The organism is Labilibaculum sp. DW002, assembly GCF_029029525.1.
Taxonomy (GTDB): domain Bacteria; phylum Bacteroidota; class Bacteroidia; order Bacteroidales; family Marinifilaceae; genus Paralabilibaculum; species Paralabilibaculum antarcticum.
Map to the genome: position 1 here is coordinate 1,993,288 of NZ_JAKJSC010000001.1, position 18,680 is coordinate 2,011,967.

Here is an 18,680-nt window from a genome sequence, read left to right on the forward strand (position 1 = left end):
TAAAAGAAATTTTCAAAACTTTTCAAATAAAGATCTAACCTGCTGATTCACAATACTAACAAAGCAAACGTTTGTTGTGTATTACAGGATTTTTTCTTTATAAACCCACTTAAATTTAATCTTCTGAAAAGTGCTTTAACATTCGGCGATAGGTGGAGAAGATTTGAGCCCGAGAAACACAGCCCAAGTATTTGCCATCTTGCAAAACAACCAGGTTGAATTTATCTGAATACTGATATTTACGAGCTACATCAGCCATCGATTCGTCATGTTGAATCACAACAGAGGGCATAATCATTAAATCTCGCACAAACATGACATCATATTTTTCTGGTTGAAACATGATTTCTCGAATGTCATCAAGCTTAACAATGCCTTCAAAATTATTTTCTTTGTCAATAACAATAAAGAGATTACGTTGCGATTTCGCTATCACTTTTACAAGGTCACCTAAAGTTGCATCAGAATTGATGGTATTAAAATTTTTTTCAATCAAACGTGTTACTCGCATTAAAGAAAGCACATTCTGATCCTTATCGTGAGTCATCAGTTCCTTACGACGGGCAAGCTGAACTGTATACACCGAATGTGGCTCAAAACTCTTGACCGTTGCATAAGAAACAGTAGCCGTAATCATTAGTGGTACAAATAGCTGATAACCTCCCGAAATATCGGCAATAAGGAATAATCCGGTAAGTGGAGCATGCAATACACCAGCAATCATTCCGGCCATTCCAATCAAAGCAAAGTTATTCACCTCGATATTTCTAAAACCTAAATAATGAACAACCTTTGCAAACAAAACACCGGCATTTACTCCCATAAAAAGAGTTGGAGCAAAAATACCACCTACACCACCTGCTCCAAAAGTAATAGAAGCCGCAATCACTTTGAAAAAAATAACCAGAGCTAATAAAATTAGAAGCATCCAAAAGCTTTCGCTGAAACCGTAGAATAATGAATTATTGAACAGATAAGAATAATCTCCGGATAAACTAGCATTTATAGCATGGTAACCTTCTCCAAAGAGAGATGGGAAAAAGAAAATGATCATCCCCAATGACAAGCCTCCAATAAGAAGCTTCACATATCGTTTATCTATTTTATCGAACAAACCATGAATGTACATATACATCTTGGTAAAATATGTAGCCAATAGTCCTGTGAAAATTCCTAAGACGATATAATATGGCAGATCTTTCATGACAAAGCCATTATCAACCTCAAATGGATATAAAACATCCATTCCCAAAAAGAAATATGATGTGATAACAGCTGTAGACGATGCTAACAAAAGTGGAACGAGTGACCACATAGTTAGATCAAGCATAATAACTTCCATGGCAAATACAATAGCAGCAATGGGAGCCTTAAAAATTGCAGCCATAGCCCCTGAACAAGCACAAGCTAGAAGTAGAGTGGTTTGCTTATAATTGAGATGAAAAAGTCGCCCGATATTAGATCCTAAGGCTGCACCTGTTGATACAGTTGGCCCCTCCAGTCCGACCGACCCTCCAAACCCCACCGTAAAAGCAGAAGTAACAATAGACGAAAACATATTGTGGCTGTTTATTTGCCCATTGGTCTTAGAAATACTGTAAAGAACATTAGGAATTCCATGTCTCACAGGCCTTTTTATTACATATTTTATAAAAAGAACGGCAACACTAATCCCAATTGCCGGGTAAATCATGTATAGAAAATTCGCATACTCAAGTTCTGAAGTTTCTTGCAACAAAGAGCTGATGAAATGCACTGAATTTTTAATGACAACAGCTGCCAATCCAGAGGTAATTCCAATAAGAATACCTAAAAATGATATAAACTGGCGATCGTTTACATGCTTCAATCGCCAAATAAGAAAGCGGGCTAATAATGATTTTTTCTTCACTCTTATATCTAAATATCATCAATCTAGCAAACCCAAAACTTACTGATTGATAAAGGTTAACCCCTAATTTTTATTGGAGCCTAAAATAAAGAATATCTTCTTTAAGATACAAGGAGCATTATCCAAAAGAAAGCAATATTTTGATATATTTTCATATATATATTAATTCTAAAGAGTATTGTGCTCTCTCCCTCTGTCTGGATAATTTTTTCTTTGGATTTTGCACATGCTTAAAATCATACTTCCAGATCTTATTCTTATCAAGAATTTTTCTAAATTTGCAGCATAGAAATTATCCTTTAAGACACAAGCATACAATCTTTGTTCTTGTGTCTTTTTTGGTTGAAAGACAATTGATTCAATAAAATATGATAAATAGAATTACTCAACTTTTTGGAATCGAAAAACCTATTATTCAAGGTGGAATGGTATGGTGCTCTGGATGGAAACTTGCTACAGCTGTAAGTAATTCTGGCGGTTTAGGTTTAATTGGAGCTGGATCAATGCATCCAGATACTTTTCAGGAACATATTCAAAAAGCCAAAACTGCGTGCAATAAACCATTCGGGGTTAACGTACCTTTACTTTATCCGGAAATGGATAAAATCATGGATATTATCGTCAAAGAAGGTATTAAAATTGTTTTTACATCTGCTGGAAGCCCTAAAAAATGGACTCCGTTCTTAAAAAAACATGGTATTACTGTGGTACATGTTGTTTCTAGCGCATTTTTTGCAAAAAAATGTGAAGATGCCGGCGTTGATGCTATAGTTGCAGAAGGTTTCGAAGCTGGAGGTCATAACGGTCGTGAAGAAACAACGACTCTTGCCTTAATTCCAAATGTAAGAAAAGCAACAAGCCTTCCTTTAATTGCAGCTGGCGGAATTGGATGCGGTAAAAGTATACTGGCAGCTCTTAGTTTAGGTGCCGATGGCGTTCAAATAGGAACTCGATTTGCTGCTTCAGAAGAATCTTCTTCACATATCAATTTTAAAGAAGCAATTGTAAAATTAGGAGAAGGTGGAACAAAACTTGCCTTGAAAAAACTGGCTCCTACCCGATTGATCAAAAACAACTTCTTCGAACAAGTTAATGAAGCTGAGTGTCGAGGTGCTTCTCCCGAAGAAATGAGAGAATTGCTAGGAAAAGGTCGCTCTAAAATAGGCATGTTCGAAGGTGATCTTGAAGAAGGTGAATTAGAAATTGGCCAAGTTTCAGCTTTAATAAGCAAAATTCAGCCTGTATCGGAGATCTTCAACGAAATTAATACAGAGTACAAAGAAGCCTTGACTCAATTGCAGTCGTCAAAATATCAGTTTTAAAACTTGCCATTCAAAATCACACAAAGAGAATTATGATCGAATTTGACAAATTTACACTAAAGAATGGCTTGCGGGTTATTGTCCATCGCGATGAAACCACACCAATGGCTGCTGTTAACATACTATATAATATTGGTGCCAAAGATGAAGATCCTGAGCAAACTGGCTTTGCTCACCTTTTCGAGCACCTTATGTTTGGTGGATCAGTTAATATCCCAAATTACGACGAGCCTCTTCAAAAAGTAGGTGGCGACAATAATGCCTGGACCAATAACGATGTTACAAACTACTACCTAACGGTTCCTAAAGAAAATCTTGAAACAGGTTTTTGGCTTGAATCTGACAGAATGCTAAGTTTAGCTTTTACAGAAAAGAGCTTGGAAGTACAAAAAGCAGTAGTTGTAGAAGAATTCAAACAGCATTATTTCAATCAACCTTATGGTGATGTTTGGTTACATTTGAGACCTCTGGCTTATAAAAAACACCCATACCAATGGTCTACTATTGGGAAATGCCTTGAGCATATTGAAGATGCGCAGTTGCAAGATGTAAAGAATTTTTTCTTTCACCATTATGCACCAAACAATGCTGTACTAGTTGTTTCGGGAAATGCTGAGACTGAAGAAGTCAAACGTCTTGCCGAAAAATGGTTTGGTCCAATAGAACGCAGAGAAATACCTGAACGCAAACTACCTGCTGAACCCAAACAAACTGAATTTCGTTCATTACATCTCGAAAGAGATGTACCTTACGATGCTATTTATATGGCATTCCATATGGGAAAAAGAATGGATGAAGACTTCTACATTGTGGATTTGGTCTCTGATGTCTTATCGAATGGACAATCGTCAAGAATCTTTCAATCATTAGTTAAGGAAAAAAACCTATTTTCTTCTATTGACGCATACCTTACTGGAGAATTTGAACCTGGTTTATTTCTCATTTCAGGAAAATTGATTGAAGGAGTGGATATGAAAGTTGCTGAGGATGCTATTTGGGAAGAGCTGAATAAAATAGCAAGCCAAAAGGTTGATGAATATGAGTTACAGAAGGTGAAAAACAAGATTGAATCATCACTGGTTTTCTCTGAAATTAGCTTCTTAAACAAAGCTATGAATTTGGCAACTCACGAACTATTGGGTGATGCCAATGACATTAATAAGGAAGTAGAAAAATATCAGAAAGTGAATACTGAGGATATTTTAAATAAATCGGCAGAAATCTTTAGAAAAGAAAATTGCTCAACATTATACTATCACTCTAAAAAATAGGAATGGAAAATATATACCGAAATATAGCTCCGGAATTCAAGACGATTGATAGCATTGAAATATTGCCATCAAAGAAACATATCCTGAGCAACAACATCCCTGTTCATATAATTGATGGTGGAAGTCAGGAAGTAGTAAAAATTGAATTTGTTTTTGATGCTGGAATATGGCAACAAGATAAACCTCTTGTTGCAACTCTTGCAAACACAATGATGAATGAAGGAACGAGTTCTTTAAATGCATCAGAAATTGCGGAAAAATTCGATTTCCTAGGTGCTTACATTGGTTTTTCTACCGCCAAACATGATGCGAGTGTTAGCTTGTATTCCTTAAAGAAGCATCTATCTGAAACCCTTAAAGTAACGGAAGATCTTATTAAGAATTCTATTTTTCCAGAAAAGGAGTTCAATACCATATTGACCAATAAAAAACAGCAATTCCAAATTGAACATCAGAAAACAAATGTTTTAGCAAAGGAAAAGTTTAACGAATTGATTTACGGTAAAGAACATCCTTATACCAATACCTTTTCAATAAGCGAGTTTGATACTATTTGCATTGATGATGTTAAGAACTTTCACAAAAAACAATACACAGCAAGCAATTGTCATATCATTGTTGCGGGTAAAGTTGATGAAGCAGTCTTAAATCAAATTGAAGACTTATTTGGTGCTAACAAATGGCCACAAGAAAACAAATCTGATCTTTTCAATTATGAAATAAAGGAATCAGAGCAGAAATCTGCCTTTGTTTGCAAAGATGATGCTGTTCAATCAACAATTCGAATTGGACGAAAACTATTCACAAAAAGCCATCCTGACTATACAGGAATGCAGTTACTTAATCTTATTTTAGGTGGCTATTTTGGCTCCCGATTAATGCAAAACATCAGAGAAGACAAAGGCTATACATATGGGATCAACTCCATAATGATTTCACACCTTACTGCAGGTCATTTAACTATAGTAACTGAAGTTGGATCTGAAGTTTGTAAGCCTGCCATTTCTGAAATTTTCAAAGAAATCGCTCGACTAAGAGAAGAATTGGTTTCTGAAGAAGAATTGACTTTGGTGAAGAATTATATTTCTGGTGAAATGCTTCGAAACTTAGATAGTCCTTTTGCCTTATCGGATAGTCTAAAAGGAAACTTACCATTCGGCTTGGACAACACCTATTACATTCAATTCATAAAAGATTTAAAAGCAGTTAAGGCTTCAGAAATAAAAGACTTAGCCAATAAATATCTGCAAACCGAAGATCTTTATTTAATTGTTAGTGGTCCTAAAGAGTGTGAGGAAGCAATAATAGATCGCAAATAAATTCTTTTTTACTAAACAGGATAAACTTGGCGATAAATGATGGGTTAAAGCCTGTAAATCGTTAAAATTTGTAGGTTTTCATACAAAAAAAGGCAAATAAGTCTTTAATTAAGTATTAAATAATTATTAGATTTCGCTACATTTAAGCGACACAACAAACAACTAGAAGAAATAGGTTTTTATGAGTGGAGAGACCGAAAATGATAAAAAATTAATACTTGATGCCTACGAAGAACTTATAAAGCATTGTAAAAGAAGTCGTGGAGCAGAAAGTAAACAACTTATAGAAAAGGCATTCCATTTTGCCTGGGATGCACATAGAGGCGTACGCCGTAAATCTGGAGAACCTTATATAATACACCCCATTGAAGTTGCCGAAATTGCAGCAAAAGAAATTGGACTTGGAACAAAATCAATCGTTTCTGCTTTATTGCACGATGTTGTTGAAGATACCGAGTATACCGTTGAAGATATTGCTCATCATTTTGGAGATAAAGTAGCTGCCATTGTAGATGGATTGACAAAAATATCCGGAGCTTTTAACCAGCAAACATCCATGCAAGCTGAGAATTTTAGAAAGATGTTGTTAACTCTTTCCGACGACATACGTGTTATCATTCTTAAAATTGCTGATCGTTTACACAATATGCGAACCTTAAGTTCTATGCCTTTGCGTAAACAAATGAAAATTGCCGGTGAAACTTTATTTTTATTTGCTCCCTTAGCACTTCGAATGGGTTTGTATGCGATCAAATCGGAGCTTGAAGATTTAAGTTTAAAATACGAACATCCCGATGACTTTAAGCTCATCTCTGAAAAAATAACAGAACAAGAAGAGAGACAGGAAAAAATCATCAAACGAATTATTGCTCCTCTTAAAGAAAAATTAAAGGAAGGCAATATAAAATGTTCTATTAAGAACCGTCCTCGTTCCATATTTTCGATTTGGAATAAAATACAAACTCAAAACACAAGTATCGAGGAAATTTACGATATGATTTCGGTACGTGTGGTATTTGAGCCTGAAAAAGGAATTCCTGAAAAAAACCAATGTTGGAATATTTATTCTCTGATTACAGATATATACAAGCCAAAGCCTGAACGAATCCGTGATTGGATGAGTACACCTAAGGCAAATGGTTATGAAGCTCTTCACGTAACGGCAATGGGACCACAAGGTAATTGGGTTGAATTCCAGATTAGAACAGACCGAATGGATGACATTGCAGAAAAAGGTTTTGCTGTACATTCAAAATACAGTGATGGTTCTGGTGAATCAGAGCTTGACAAATGGCTTAAGGATGTTCGTGAAATATTAGAAAATCCGGAATCGGATGCCTTAGCTTTTCTTGACGAATTCCGATTGAATTTATTCTCTCAGGAGATACAGGTTTTCACCCCTAAAGGATTAATCAAAACATTACCCAAGCACGCAAGTGCACTCGATTTTGCTTACGAAATCCACACTGACATTGGTAATCAATGCATTGGAGCTAAGGTGAATCATAAATTAGTTCCTCTTAATTACATATTACGAAGTGGTGATCAGGTTGAAATTTTAACTTCGGATAAACAAAAACCAAAATCTGAATGGTTGGAGTATGTTGTTACTGCAAAAGCCAAATCGAAAATTAAATCAGCTTTTAAAAAGGAGCGAAAAGAATATACGATTAAAGGAGCCAGAGTACTTGAAGATAAACTAGTAGATTCAGGACTAAAATTAAATGCAAAAGCATATCGCAAAATGCTTGAGCACTATAAACTGTCAAATAAAGAAGAATTATACTACAAGATTGGTTTGGAAAAAATCAAGCTTGATGAAATTGAGGATATTGTCAAGAAAAAATCGAAGAATAAATTTATAAAGTATTGGAAACTTCAACTCTTTGGAGATTCTAAAGAGGAAGAAGAAGAAATTCTTGAAACAGCAACTTCAAAGCCCGAAGTAGATAAAAAGAAAACACTAATGCTTAATGAATTGGCCGCAAATGAAAGCTATCGAATAGCTCCATGTTGCAAGCCTATTCCTGGTGACGATGTTCTCGGTTATGTTGATATGGCAAATAACGTAACGATTCACAAACGTAAGTGTCCCAATGCGCTTAAATTAATGTCGAGTCAAGGTGACAGAATATTAGAAGCCAACTGGACAAGTCATCGATTAATGTCATTTCTTGCCATTATTGAACTAAATGGGATTGATAAGATAGGAATTGTAAACGATATCACTTCTGTCATCTCAAAAGATCATCATGTAAACATGAGATCCGTGCATTTTGAAAGTCACGATGGCGTATTCGAAGGTTTAATACACCTCTATGTGCATAATACAGAGGACCTAAACAATCTAATGAAAAAGCTGATAAAAATTAAAGGTCTCGACAATGTTAGACGAATCGAGAACATAGAAGAATACAGTTAATACGTTTTTTTTGCTTCCAGTCTTGGAAGTAATCAAAAAAAAACACTATTTTAGTCCCGTTATTTAAAATTAGATTAGATAGTAATATAGCTTTAAGAGTATGATTAGCGAAGACACGAAAGAAATTGTAAAAAAGATGTTTACTGACTACCTTCAAAAAAAGGGACACAGAAAAACACCTGAAAGATATGCCATACTTGACGAAATATATTCGCGTGAAGGTCACTTCGACATTGAATCGCTTTATATTTTTATGAAGAACAAGAACTATCGTGTTAGTAGAGCGACACTCTACAATACCATCGATCTTCTTTTAGATTGCAAACTTGTAATTAAGCATCAGTTTGGAAAAAACATTGCTCAATTCGAGAAAGCATATGATAGCAATAAGCACGATCATCTAATTTGCACTAAATGTGGTAAAGTGTTAGAATTTTGTGATACACGATTGGAAGATGTTAGAAATAACGTCTCTGACGATATGGACTTCTTGGTCTCACACCATTCTTTATACATTTATGGTACCTGTCAAGAGTGTAGAAAGAAAGACAACTAAGATATTAACAATAGATATTGATCAAAACCTCTTTAAACAAGAGGTTTTTTTGTGCTCTTTAGCGACTTATTAACAAGCCCCATTTTAACCTTCGCTAAATGAAAATAATTATTACCTTTGACTGTTAAAACTTGTAACCATCCTCAAGCTTTAACCGCAAACCGAACCATTTTAGCAAGTCCAAACACTTCGAATGTGGAACGGATATTATACTTGTAAGATTTAATATCAAATTATTACCCTATGAAAGTTGATGTACTTTTAGGCCTCCAGTGGGGAGATGAAGGAAAAGGCAAAATTGTAGATGTACTTACTCCAAAGTACGATATTATAACTCGATTCCAAGGTGGACCAAACGCAGGCCATACACTTGAGTTTAATCAAATCAAGCACGTTTTACATACAATTCCTTCTGGAATTTTCCGTGATGATAAATTAAACGTTATTGGTAATGGTGTCGTAATTGACCCTGTTATTTTCAAAAAGGAAATTGAAGGAATCAAAGCTATTGGTATTGATTTAAGTCAGAATCTTTTCATCTCAAAAAAGGCACACTTAATTTTACCATCACACCGTATTTTAGATGCCGCCTCTGAAGCTGCAAAAGGAAAATCTAAAATTGGATCTACTCTTAAAGGTATTGGTCCAACTTATATGGATAAAACGGGTCGTAATGGTTTAAGAGTAGGTGATACTCTTACTAATTTCGATGAAAAATATAAAGCCTTGGTTAAGAAGCATGGCGAAATGCTTGATAAGTACTTTTCTTTCGAATACGATTTGTCAGAGTACGAGGCAGAATGGTTCGAAGGCATCAAACTTCTACAAGAATTCCAACTTATCGATAGTGAGCAATTCTTAAATGATAGCATGAAGAATGGCAAATCAATTCTTGCTGAAGGTGCTCAAGGTACACTTCTTGATATTGATTTTGGTTCATATCCATTTGTGACTTCATCAAACACAGTTTGTGCAGGGGCTTGTACTGGATTAGGTATTGCTCCAAACAGAATTGGCGAAGTTATCGGAATCTTCAAAGCATATTGTACTCGTGTTGGTATGGGACCATTCCCAACTGAACTTTTCGATGCTGATGGAACAGAGCTGAGAGTTAAAGGGAATGAGTTCGGTTCTACAACTGGTCGTGAGAGACGTTGTGGCTGGTTAGACCTTGTATCTCTTAAATATTCAATCATGATTAATGGGGTAACTCAATTAACTATGATGAAATCGGATGTGTTAGATGGATTTGACACAATCAAAATTTGTACTGGTTACAAGCTTGATGGCAAAGAAATCGACTATGTTCCTTATGAAATGACTGAAGATATCGAGCCTGTATACACTGAATTTAAAGGTTGGAAAACTGATATGACAGCTATGTCGAGTGAAAATGAATTCCCTGCAGATTTCAATGCATATGTTGATTTCATCGAGAAAGCAACCGGTGTTTCAATTACTGTTGTTTCAGTTGGACCCAATCGTTCTCAAACTATTGAAAGAATGCTTGATTAATCAAGTTCTTATATAAGAAAGAAATCCCGCTCAAGGCGGGATTTTTTTATGCTTTATAATTTGTAATCTTTTATTTACTCACATTTTTAATGGATCCTAAATCAGGATAAAACTCAATACTGTAATTTTCATTCAACAAAACCTCTGCTGGCAAATTTGCAATTTTACCGAATTGAGCCACTGGTATTCTATCTTTATACAAAACTCGTTTTCCATTAGAAATAGAAACATCTGCTATACCAGGAATACGATAAGAAATTAGCTTTTGTGGAGCGATACCTGCTGTTGGAATAATTGCTAATTCTCTAGTGCTTTCTAAATTTTTAAAATCAATACGAATTGGTTTGCCTCCCAAATCGTTCACACCAACTGGTCCCATTTGTGGCGACATTCTAAAAACGACACCTCCGTTTTCTCCTTTATTGGGTGTATAAGAAAAATGAAAATTCCGAAGAGAACTTACTTTCTTACCTATAAAAAGAGATAAATACTCATCTTCTAACTTTCTAAGTTCTCTTACAATTACTTCGTAAGCTTTTCCATCTGGAGGTAAAACCTCAAAATTCGCAGTTAAAATCTTAAATCTTCTTTTGCGTAATTTAAAAATCTCATGAGCAGCTTCTTCGGCCTTTTCTTCTAACGACTTGGTTAAGGCCTGCTTTTCAAGAACAGGTATTTTAATAAAAGCCGTATCTGTTTCAACTACCTTATAAATCGTATCTTCTCTATACTTTATTATTGGATCGATAGAGAATTTTCCATACTCAATATCAACATCCTCTACAGAAGTAAATAGTAACTCTTTATCCTCATCGATAATCTGGCTTTTCTTCAAATTAAAACCTTTTATCAGGCCAGTTGGGCTCAAAGCAATTAAACTTGGTTCATAATCAACCGAAGTGGTTAATTTATGGTATTGTTCTGGATCAACCTCTCCTACCGAAGAAGCATTAATTGTTTTCAATTTCCACTCTACTCCATTTGCTGACACAACATCTGTAATACCGAGGTATTTGTTAGCATATTCGGCAAAAGGTCCTCGTTTCAAAATTGTTTTCTCAGCTGTTACATCAAGCTTTATAACTGTTTGCGGTAAAGCATAAATTACTGTACTTGGAGTTTCAAGTGTTCTTCTTTTTTGCGCACTAACATTCCATTGCAAGCAGATAATGGTAAGAAATACCATTGAGGTTCTAAATATCATTCGGCTCATTACAATCTATATTTTTTATTTTTGAATTCGCTATTATTAGTAACGCTAGACGACCTAGCTTAATTATGCTGGAGTAATCATTTTTTTAGTTTTAACCATGCTTTTGGCAAATAGTCGATAATATCACTTGCTGTAAGCGCTTCAATTCCAAGATCAACAGATGCCAAATCGCCAGCTAAACCATGTAAATACACTCCTATTATTGCTGCCACATGGGAAGAATACCCTTGCGATAACAAAGATAATATTATTCCAGTTAGTACATCACCACTTCCTGCGGTTGCCATTCCAGGATTTCCTGTCGGATTAAAATAACAACTTCCTTCCGGACAACAAATTGCAGTGTAAGCTCCTTTTAAAACCAATGTAAGCTGATGTTCTTTAGCAAATTCTCTTTGCATACAGTTTCTTGTATAACTATCCTTTGATTTTCCGACCAAACGTTCAAATTCTTTCATATGAGGCGTAAATACACAGCCCATTGGCAAGTCATCTTTTAACTCAGGATGTTCACCAATAATATTGATCGCATCTGCATCCAAGACCATCGGTACTTTCACCTCTTTTAGCAAATCGATCATTGCCTTGTAGGAATTCTGTTTTTTATCAATTCCAGGACCAATAGCTATTGCCTTAAATTGATCTAAATTTGGGAATTCAGTAAAAATAATATCCGATCGATCGATACTAACCATGGTTTCAGGCACTGCAGTTTGCATTATTTGATAACCCAAACGTGGAATATGAGAAGTCAGCAAACCTATTCCCGAACGCAAACTAGCGCGAGATGCCAAAATAGCTGCGCCCATTTTGCCATAACTACCACTAATTAGTAAACCATGCCCATAAGTTCCTTTGTGATCGAACTTCTTTCTTGGCATTAAAAGAGATTTTACAAATTCTCTATTTAGTATTTTATAAGGGGTCAATTCTGATTTTATAATTTCTTGATGCAAGTCGATTGGAAGTACTTCCCATTCGCCTACATATTTAGCATTTTCAGGAAATAGAAAAGCCAATTTAGGAAACTGAAAACTTAAGGTGTAATCTGCTTGAACAATTCCTCTCGTATTGTTCGTAGAATTATCTTCACACATCAATCCTGATGGCACATCGATAGAAACAACATTGGCCTCGCTAGCATTTATAGCATTCACGATTTCAAGAGCCAATCCACTTAATGGTCTTGACAAACCTGACCCAAAGACAGCATCAATTACGATGTCATCTGGAAACAACCAAGGCATATTATCAATGGAGGTAAGCTCATAAATATCCAGGTTCTTTTTGTTTTGAATTCGGCTCAAGTTTACCTGAGCATCTGAAGCTATTTTATCACTTATTTTTAGCAGAAATACTTCTACAGAGTAGTTCTTCTCAGCAAGCATTCGAGCTACAGCCAAACCATCTCCTCCATTATTCCCAGGTCCAATAAATATCTTGCAATTCTGAGGAGAAGGAAATTTCCCAACGATCCAATTATAAATTTTAGATGAAGCTCTTTCCATTAAATCAATAGAAGCAATTGGCTCGTGTTCTATAGTGAATGTATCAATTTTTGAAATTTGTTCGGCCGAGAATACTTTCATATCAATTAAGTTTTAAATTTTGACTCTGAAATAAAGAAAAAAGAATTAGACTACTGCTCGTAAAATAAGTATCTAACCACTTGCTAATTTGCATTTAATGGTAGCCAGTTTATTTCGATTTTTCGTATGCTTCTAGTATCCAAGCTTTCAATTCATTATCAATTTCCGACAATTCAGAAATTCTCACTCTATGGGTACACATTGTTCCAAAAGGTCCAGAGCTTTCAAGCCTATTCGCTATTGGCTTGTCTTTTATTTTCAAGCCTAAATCAATTCTTGTTTTGGTTGCGGGTTTAATTAAAACAAATTGTCGTTTACGAATAATGCTGACACTTCCTTTTTTGGGAGTAATAGTAACATCAGAACCTAAGGTTTTAAGATACTTGATAAGTTCTTCGTAGATCGGAATTAATTCTTCTTTTCCCTTGTATTGAGATTCCACAAGATCTTCTGATGTATTATCTTCTTCTTTTGATAGTGTTACAATTGTATTCGCAAACCCATGTGTAACATTATATTCAGATTTTAGATATTTAACCCCTTCCGAATGTTTTTCGAATGATTTTTTTTTCAATATTTTTTTCCATTCTTCTAATGATTTACCCGTTTTTTCAGGCATATTTTCAATCATCGTCTTCAGTGCAGGATCCATAAGTCAATTTTTTGTTGGCTACAATACCGAAAATACTCGGTTACATCTTACTATTTCTAATGCTTTGGGCTTGTATATCAAAGATACTAAACTTTTCAATTCCATATTTGCTTACGAAAACGTTTTAAATAGACTCATTCTGCTAACAAATCATTACTCTCTTTTGTTTTTTTTTATATATTTGTCCATCTCATGAAAACAAGTAAAAACTATTAATAATTAAAACAAACAACTATGTTTAAAGGACATCCTAAAGGTCTGATTCCTGCTGCTTTAGCAAATATGGGTGAAAGATTCGGATTCTATACCATGATGGCTATCTTGGTATTATTCTTACAAGCTAAATTCGGTTTAGATGGAACCGCTGCTGGTTGGATTTATGCAACTTTCTATTCATCTATCTATTTCCTTGCTATTTTAGGTGGTGTTATTGCCGATAAAACTAAAAACTACAAAGGAACTATTCTCGCAGGTTTATTAATGATGGCTTTTGGATACGTGCTTCTTGCAATTCCAACTCCAACTCCAGTTCCAAACTTAACTTTATACCTAGTTGCAACCTGTGTTGCTTTAGCTGTAATTGCATTTGGTAATGGTTTATTCAAAGGTAACTTACAAGCCTTAGTAGGTCAGATGTACGATGATCCTAAGTATGATAAGGTTAGAGACTCAGGTTTCTCTTTATTCTATATGTTTATTAATATTGGTGGTATTTTTGCTCCAATGATTGCTCCATCTATTAGAAGTTGGTGGTTAGCAAGATCCGGTTTTGAATACAATGCCAATCTTCCTGAGCTATGTCATCAACACCTAGGCGGTACGCTTACAGAAAAAGCAGCGGAAAGATTTCATGAAATTGCAAACCAAGTAAGTGCTTCTCCTATTACTGACTATACTGCTTTTTGTAATGATTACTTAAATGTATTTAATGAAGGTTTCCATTATGCATTTGCTGTTGCGATTGTTGCTATGTTAATTTCATTGGTTATCTATCTTAAGAATAAAGCTAACTTCCCAGATCCTGCGAAAAAAGCTGCTGAAGCTAAAGCAAACAACACAACCGTTACTCAGATGGATGTTAAGGAAGTTAAGCAAAGAATCTACGCTTTATTAGCGGTATTCGGAGTTGTTATCTTCTTCTGGTTCTCTTTCCACCAAAATGGTTTAACTCTTACTATGTTTGCTAGAGATTATACTGTACTTAATATTGGTGGCTTTAGTTTTGATCCAGAGATTTTCCAAATGGCTAATCCATTCTTCGTAGTATTCTTAACTCCAGTTGTTGTAGGTATCTTCGGATGGTTACGTAACCGTGGAATTGAGCCATCTACCCCTAAGAAGATTGCAATTGGTATGTTTATCGCTGCATTAGCTTATGTATTGATGACTTTTGGTTCTCTTAATGTACCATTGTTCTCTGAAGTAACTGAGATGGGTGGTCTTCCTGAGGCTGATAAAGTAACTCCATTCCTATTGGTTGGTGCTTACTTCATCTTAACTGTTGCTGAGCTTTTCATTAGTCCACTTGGAATTTCTTTCGTATCGAAAGTAGCTCCTCCTCAGTATCAAGGTCTAATGCAAGGTCTTTGGTTAGGTGCAACAGGTGCTGGTAACCAGTTATTAGTATTTGGTGCTATGCTTTACGTTGGAGTACCTATCTGGTTAACTTGGACAGTATTTATTGGTGCATGTGCTATCTCAATGATCATCATGCTTGTAATGGTAAAATGGTTAGAAAGAGTTTCTGAATAAGAAATACAAATAATATATCAAAAACCGCCTCATATATGAGGCGGTTTTTTTATGCCATAAACTTCCTTATTTAAAATTCTATTGGTTAATCAATAAAATCAAACAGAAAATCCCTCTCCTATTTCAGACTTAAAGGTATTTTATATTATATTTGCTTATTCAAAACTATTCTAAATAAAACCTCATGTTTGAGAAACTTAAAAAACGTTGGGAGATCAATTCAAATCTTCAACTAATATTAATCCTTATTACCTTTTCCATAACTGGTAGTCTTTCAGTTATGGTGAGGAAACCAATATTTGAATACCTTTCTATTGGGCCCGAAACCAACCTGATGATCAAAATAATAATGAGTATTATTATCATCACTCCAGCTTATCAAATCCTATTATTAATTGTAGGTAGTATACTAGGGCAATTTCGATTTTTCTGGAATTTTGAAAAGAAAATGATTAGTCGCTTTTCATCTAAGAAAAAGAAAAACACCATTCACAAAGAAGCATAATTCAGAATATTACTAAAGACAACACACGCAACAATAATCCTCTATGCATAAAGAAGAAATCGCAGAGAAATTTAAACAACTACAAGATAGAATTACCAAGGCCATTGAGACTACTGATGGAAAAGCATCCTTTATTGAAGATCTTTGGGAACGAGATGGCGGTGGAGGCGGAAGAAGCCGAGTAATAAAAGAGGGAAATACAATTGAAAAAGGTGGGGTTAATTTCTCCGCTGTTCATGGTCCTCTTCCTGAAAAAATTAAAACTAAGCTCAATGTAAAAGGCGATGAGTTTTTTGCAACTGGCGTATCGCTTATTATGCATCCAGAGAATCCTTATGTACCCATTGTTCACATGAATGTTAGATATTTTGAGCTTAATGATGGTACCTATTGGTTTGGAGGAGGCATTGATCTTACACCAATATACATTGACAAGAAAGAAGCCGCAAACTTTCATCAGGCTCTAAAAACAATTTGTGGAAAATACAATCCTGATTTTTATCCAAAATTTAAAACTTGGGCTGATGATTATTTCTTTTTAAGCCATAGAGATGAGACAAGGGGTGTTGGGGGGATTTTCTTCGATCATCTAAATGATTCAACAGGTTTATCAAAAGATGACCTATTCGCTTTTGTAATTGAAATTGGACAGCTCTTTGCTCCACTCTATGCAGCAATCATGAAAAATAAAGCTGATTATTCATACACTGAGCAAGAAAAAGATTGGCAATTGCATCGACGTGGACGTTATGTGGAATTTAACCTTCTACAAGATAAAGGAACTCGTTTTGGAATAGACACCAATGGGCGTACCGAATCCATATTAGTAAGTATGCCGCCTGAAGTAAAGTGGACTTATCAATACGAGATTAAATCAAATTCCAAAGAGGAACAAACCTTAAATCTATTAAAGAAAGATATCGATTGGATTGCCTAATTCTTCAAATAGGTACAACAAAGTAGCTGCATATTTGTTTTATCTGTAAAAGAAAATTTTTATTATTTTTAGTAAACGAAAGTTCTGTATACATTAGTCCATTCTATTTCTCTTAAACGAACAAGCAACATGTCGAAAAAAACAACTGTTCTTCTTATCAATCTTGGCACCCCTAAAAGCCCAAGTGTTAAAGACGTACGCTCATACTTAAAGGAGTTTCTAAATGACAAACGAGTTATTGATATTCCCTGGCTTCTTCGTAAGATATTAGTCAACCTTATCATTATTCCATTTCGGGCAAAATCTTCTTCAAAAATATATAAAGAGCTCTGGACACCTAAAGGTTCTCCTTTAATGATATATGCTGAAAAGGTACAGAAACTGCTTCAAGACAAATTGGATGATAATTATACGGTTGAAATGGCAATGCGCTATCAGCAACCATCCATGAAAAGTGTCTTGGCTAAAATCCAAAAAGAGATGCCCGCAAAACTGATCATTTTCCCAATGTATCCTCAGTACGCTTCTTCATCAACAGGTTCGACTATAGAAAGGGTTATGGAATTGATGAAATCATGGGAAGTTATTCCTGAGGTTAATATCATCAATCAGTTTTTCGAAGACCCTGATTACATCAAAATTATTGCCGATAATGCACGCAAGAATAATTTGGATGATTTTGAACATTTTGTTTTCTCATTTCATGGACTTCCCATCAGACAAATTAATAAAGTACACCCTGGAAGAAATTGTAAAACCTGTGATTGTGATAAAAAATTCAATCGTGAAACCGACTACTATTGCTATAAATCTACTTGTTACGAAAATGCCAGATTAATCGCCCAAGAACTAAATATTCCTAAAGAAAAGTATACAGTCGGCTTTCAATCTCGATTAGACAAAGATTGGCTTGAGCCATTTGCAGATAAACTGATGGTTAAGCTAGCAAAAGAGGGTAAGAAGAACATTATGGTTTTTAGCCCTGCTTTTGTTGCAGATTGCTTAGAAACAACCATAGAAATTGGCATTGAATATCGAGAAATATTTGAAGAAAACGGTGGCGAAAAACTAGCTTTGGTAGAAAGCCTTAACGATCATCCTAAATGGATTGAAACTTTAAAAGACTTGGTAGTTAAGTCTTAATTTTCGAAGCTATTTATTAAATCGATCATCTGATTTTAAGGTCTTATTTTTTTCATGCCAATTTTCATCCAGCCAGCCAGAAACCGCATCTGGACGATTATCAAATTTTGAAAAGAAAGGTTTAATATCAATTAAAGGTGTTCCATTTAGAATATCAACATCTTCAACTAGTATGTTGTTACCTTCAATACCTAATACTTTTACTGTCGACATACCAATTGCATTCGGACGACGAGGAGCTCGCGTGGCAAAAATGCCATGCTCAACCTTATCCATAAACGGCTTTACATGCAAATCAAATCCACTTGATTCATGCAGGTGATAGAGTAAGATTGCATGAGAAAAGCCTTCCAAATCCATTAAACCATCTGCATATTCTGGATTTACCACAACCTTAGCCTTAATGCCTTTAGCACTTAAGGGTTGAATTGGCATGTTTTCTTTGGTAACATGCGGCGTATGAATAATACCAATTGGCTTGAATACAATTTCAGTCATATCTTTTTCTATTATAATCAATCAAATTTAGCAATATAAAATAAAAGAGCTTACCTCGAAAAACGAAGCAAGCTCTTTAGTGCGCCAAAAACTCT

The 18,680-nt window shown here is 35.1% G+C and carries 15 protein-coding genes; 10 read left to right on the forward strand and 5 right to left on the reverse strand.

Translation table 11 applies throughout. The features are described 5' to 3' along the window. Positions 1–115 precede the first annotated feature (115 nt). The gene (locus L3049_RS07605; RefSeq protein WP_275109206.1) at positions 116–1,891 is read right to left on the reverse strand and encodes a chloride channel protein; all 1,776 of its coding nucleotides are present in this window, start codon (positions 1,889–1,891) and stop codon (positions 116–118) included. Between the two features lie 368 nt (positions 1,892–2,259). Between L3049_RS07605 and L3049_RS07610 the strand changes: the two genes are divergently transcribed. From L3049_RS07610 to L3049_RS07635, 6 genes are all read left to right on the forward strand, one after another. Next, the gene (locus tag L3049_RS07610) at positions 2,260–3,213 is read left to right on the forward strand and encodes an NAD(P)H-dependent flavin oxidoreductase (RefSeq protein WP_275109207.1); all 954 of its coding nucleotides are present in this window, start codon (positions 2,260–2,262) and stop codon (positions 3,211–3,213) included. 32 nt (positions 3,214–3,245) lie between these two features. Beyond that, the gene (locus tag L3049_RS07615; protein WP_275109208.1) at positions 3,246–4,484 is read left to right on the forward strand and encodes a M16 family metallopeptidase; all 1,239 of its coding nucleotides are present in this window, start codon (positions 3,246–3,248) and stop codon (positions 4,482–4,484) included. Positions 4,485–4,486: 2 nt separating this feature from the next. Then, positions 4,487–5,803, forward strand: coding sequence for a M16 family metallopeptidase (locus L3049_RS07620; protein WP_275109209.1), 1,317 nt, complete (start codon positions 4,487–4,489; stop codon positions 5,801–5,803). A gap of 181 nt (positions 5,804–5,984) precedes the next feature. Continuing rightward, positions 5,985–8,225: a RelA/SpoT family protein gene (locus L3049_RS07625; protein ID WP_275109210.1), complete on the forward strand. Its 2,241-nt coding sequence runs from the start codon at positions 5,985–5,987 to the stop codon at positions 8,223–8,225. A 100-nt stretch (positions 8,226–8,325) separates the two neighbouring features. Next, complete coding sequence (locus L3049_RS07630) at positions 8,326–8,781, forward strand: Fur family transcriptional regulator (protein ID WP_125029697.1); 456 nt, start codon at positions 8,326–8,328, stop codon at positions 8,779–8,781. 243 nt (positions 8,782–9,024) lie between these two features. Beyond that, entirely contained in the window at positions 9,025–10,296 is a 1,272-nt protein-coding gene (locus tag L3049_RS07635) for an adenylosuccinate synthase (protein WP_275109211.1), read from the forward strand. A 70-nt stretch (positions 10,297–10,366) separates the two neighbouring features. Here L3049_RS07635 and L3049_RS07640 read toward each other — a convergent pair whose 3' ends face one another. The 3 genes from L3049_RS07640 to L3049_RS07650 all read right to left on the reverse strand — a co-directional run bounded on the left by L3049_RS07640 (position 10,367) and on the right by L3049_RS07650 (position 13,750). After that, a complete protein-coding gene (locus L3049_RS07640; protein ID WP_275109212.1) occupies positions 10,367–11,509 on the reverse strand; it encodes a DUF4831 family protein in 1,143 nt (380 codons plus the stop codon). A gap of 77 nt (positions 11,510–11,586) precedes the next feature. Continuing rightward, positions 11,587–13,098, reverse strand: coding sequence for an NAD(P)H-hydrate dehydratase (locus L3049_RS07645; RefSeq protein WP_275109213.1), 1,512 nt, complete (start codon positions 13,096–13,098; stop codon positions 11,587–11,589). A gap of 109 nt (positions 13,099–13,207) precedes the next feature. Next, on the reverse strand, positions 13,208–13,750 hold the full coding sequence (locus tag L3049_RS07650; protein ID WP_275109214.1) for a DUF4287 domain-containing protein: 543 nt from the start codon (positions 13,748–13,750) through the stop codon (positions 13,208–13,210). Between the two features lie 234 nt (positions 13,751–13,984). Between L3049_RS07650 and L3049_RS07655 the strand changes: the two genes are divergently transcribed. The 4 genes from L3049_RS07655 to hemH all read left to right on the forward strand — a co-directional run bounded on the left by L3049_RS07655 (position 13,985) and on the right by hemH (position 18,087). Next, positions 13,985–15,502 carry a peptide MFS transporter gene (locus L3049_RS07655; protein WP_275109215.1) on the forward strand — a complete coding sequence of 506 codons (1,518 nt, stop codon included), beginning with the start codon at positions 13,985–13,987 and terminating at the stop codon, positions 15,500–15,502. Positions 15,503–15,686: 184 nt separating this feature from the next. Beyond that, positions 15,687–16,007 (forward strand): DUF6787 family protein, encoded by a 321-nt coding sequence (locus L3049_RS07660; RefSeq protein ID WP_275109216.1) that lies wholly within the window; start codon positions 15,687–15,689, stop codon positions 16,005–16,007. Between the two features lie 43 nt (positions 16,008–16,050). Beyond that, positions 16,051–16,944 carry an oxygen-dependent coproporphyrinogen oxidase gene (gene hemF / locus L3049_RS07665; RefSeq protein WP_275109217.1) on the forward strand — a complete coding sequence of 298 codons (894 nt, stop codon included), beginning with the start codon at positions 16,051–16,053 and terminating at the stop codon, positions 16,942–16,944. A gap of 129 nt (positions 16,945–17,073) precedes the next feature. Next, on the forward strand, positions 17,074–18,087 hold the full coding sequence (gene hemH, locus L3049_RS07670; RefSeq protein ID WP_275109218.1) for a ferrochelatase: 1,014 nt from the start codon (positions 17,074–17,076) through the stop codon (positions 18,085–18,087). 9 nt (positions 18,088–18,096) lie between these two features. On the opposite strand, the gene tsaA is transcribed toward hemH, so the two are convergent. Beyond that, positions 18,097–18,585 carry a tRNA (N6-threonylcarbamoyladenosine(37)-N6)-methyltransferase TrmO gene (tsaA, locus tag L3049_RS07675; protein ID WP_275109219.1) on the reverse strand — a complete coding sequence of 163 codons (489 nt, stop codon included), beginning with the start codon at positions 18,583–18,585 and terminating at the stop codon, positions 18,097–18,099. Positions 18,586–18,680: the final 95 nt, after the last annotated feature.

What these genes read in the sequence shown, in the direction of transcription:
- L3049_RS07620 (WP_275109209.1), top strand. Translation starts at nt 4,487, where the DNA reads ATGGAAAATATATACCGAAATATAGCTCCGGAATTCAAGACGATTGAT.
- L3049_RS07650 (WP_275109214.1), bottom strand. Translation starts at nt 13,750, where the DNA reads ATGGATCCTGCACTGAAGACGATGATTGAAAATATGCCTGAAAAAACG.
- L3049_RS07640 (WP_275109212.1), bottom strand. Translation starts at nt 11,509, where the DNA reads ATGAGCCGAATGATATTTAGAACCTCAATGGTATTTCTTACCATTATC.
- L3049_RS07645 (WP_275109213.1), bottom strand. Translation starts at nt 13,098, where the DNA reads ATGAAAGTATTCTCGGCCGAACAAATTTCAAAAATTGATACATTCACT.
- L3049_RS07655 (WP_275109215.1), top strand. Translation starts at nt 13,985, where the DNA reads ATGTTTAAAGGACATCCTAAAGGTCTGATTCCTGCTGCTTTAGCAAAT.
- L3049_RS07610 (WP_275109207.1), top strand. Translation starts at nt 2,260, where the DNA reads ATGATAAATAGAATTACTCAACTTTTTGGAATCGAAAAACCTATTATT.
- L3049_RS07630 (WP_125029697.1), top strand. Translation starts at nt 8,326, where the DNA reads ATGATTAGCGAAGACACGAAAGAAATTGTAAAAAAGATGTTTACTGAC.
- tsaA (WP_275109219.1), bottom strand. Translation starts at nt 18,585, where the DNA reads ATGACTGAAATTGTATTCAAGCCAATTGGTATTATTCATACGCCGCAT.
- L3049_RS07615 (WP_275109208.1), top strand. Translation starts at nt 3,246, where the DNA reads ATGATCGAATTTGACAAATTTACACTAAAGAATGGCTTGCGGGTTATT.
- hemH (WP_275109218.1), top strand. Translation starts at nt 17,074, where the DNA reads ATGTCGAAAAAAACAACTGTTCTTCTTATCAATCTTGGCACCCCTAAA.
- L3049_RS07625 (WP_275109210.1), top strand. Translation starts at nt 5,985, where the DNA reads ATGAGTGGAGAGACCGAAAATGATAAAAAATTAATACTTGATGCCTAC.
- L3049_RS07660 (WP_275109216.1), top strand. Translation starts at nt 15,687, where the DNA reads ATGTTTGAGAAACTTAAAAAACGTTGGGAGATCAATTCAAATCTTCAA.
- hemF (WP_275109217.1), top strand. Translation starts at nt 16,051, where the DNA reads ATGCATAAAGAAGAAATCGCAGAGAAATTTAAACAACTACAAGATAGA.
- L3049_RS07635 (WP_275109211.1), top strand. Translation starts at nt 9,025, where the DNA reads ATGAAAGTTGATGTACTTTTAGGCCTCCAGTGGGGAGATGAAGGAAAA.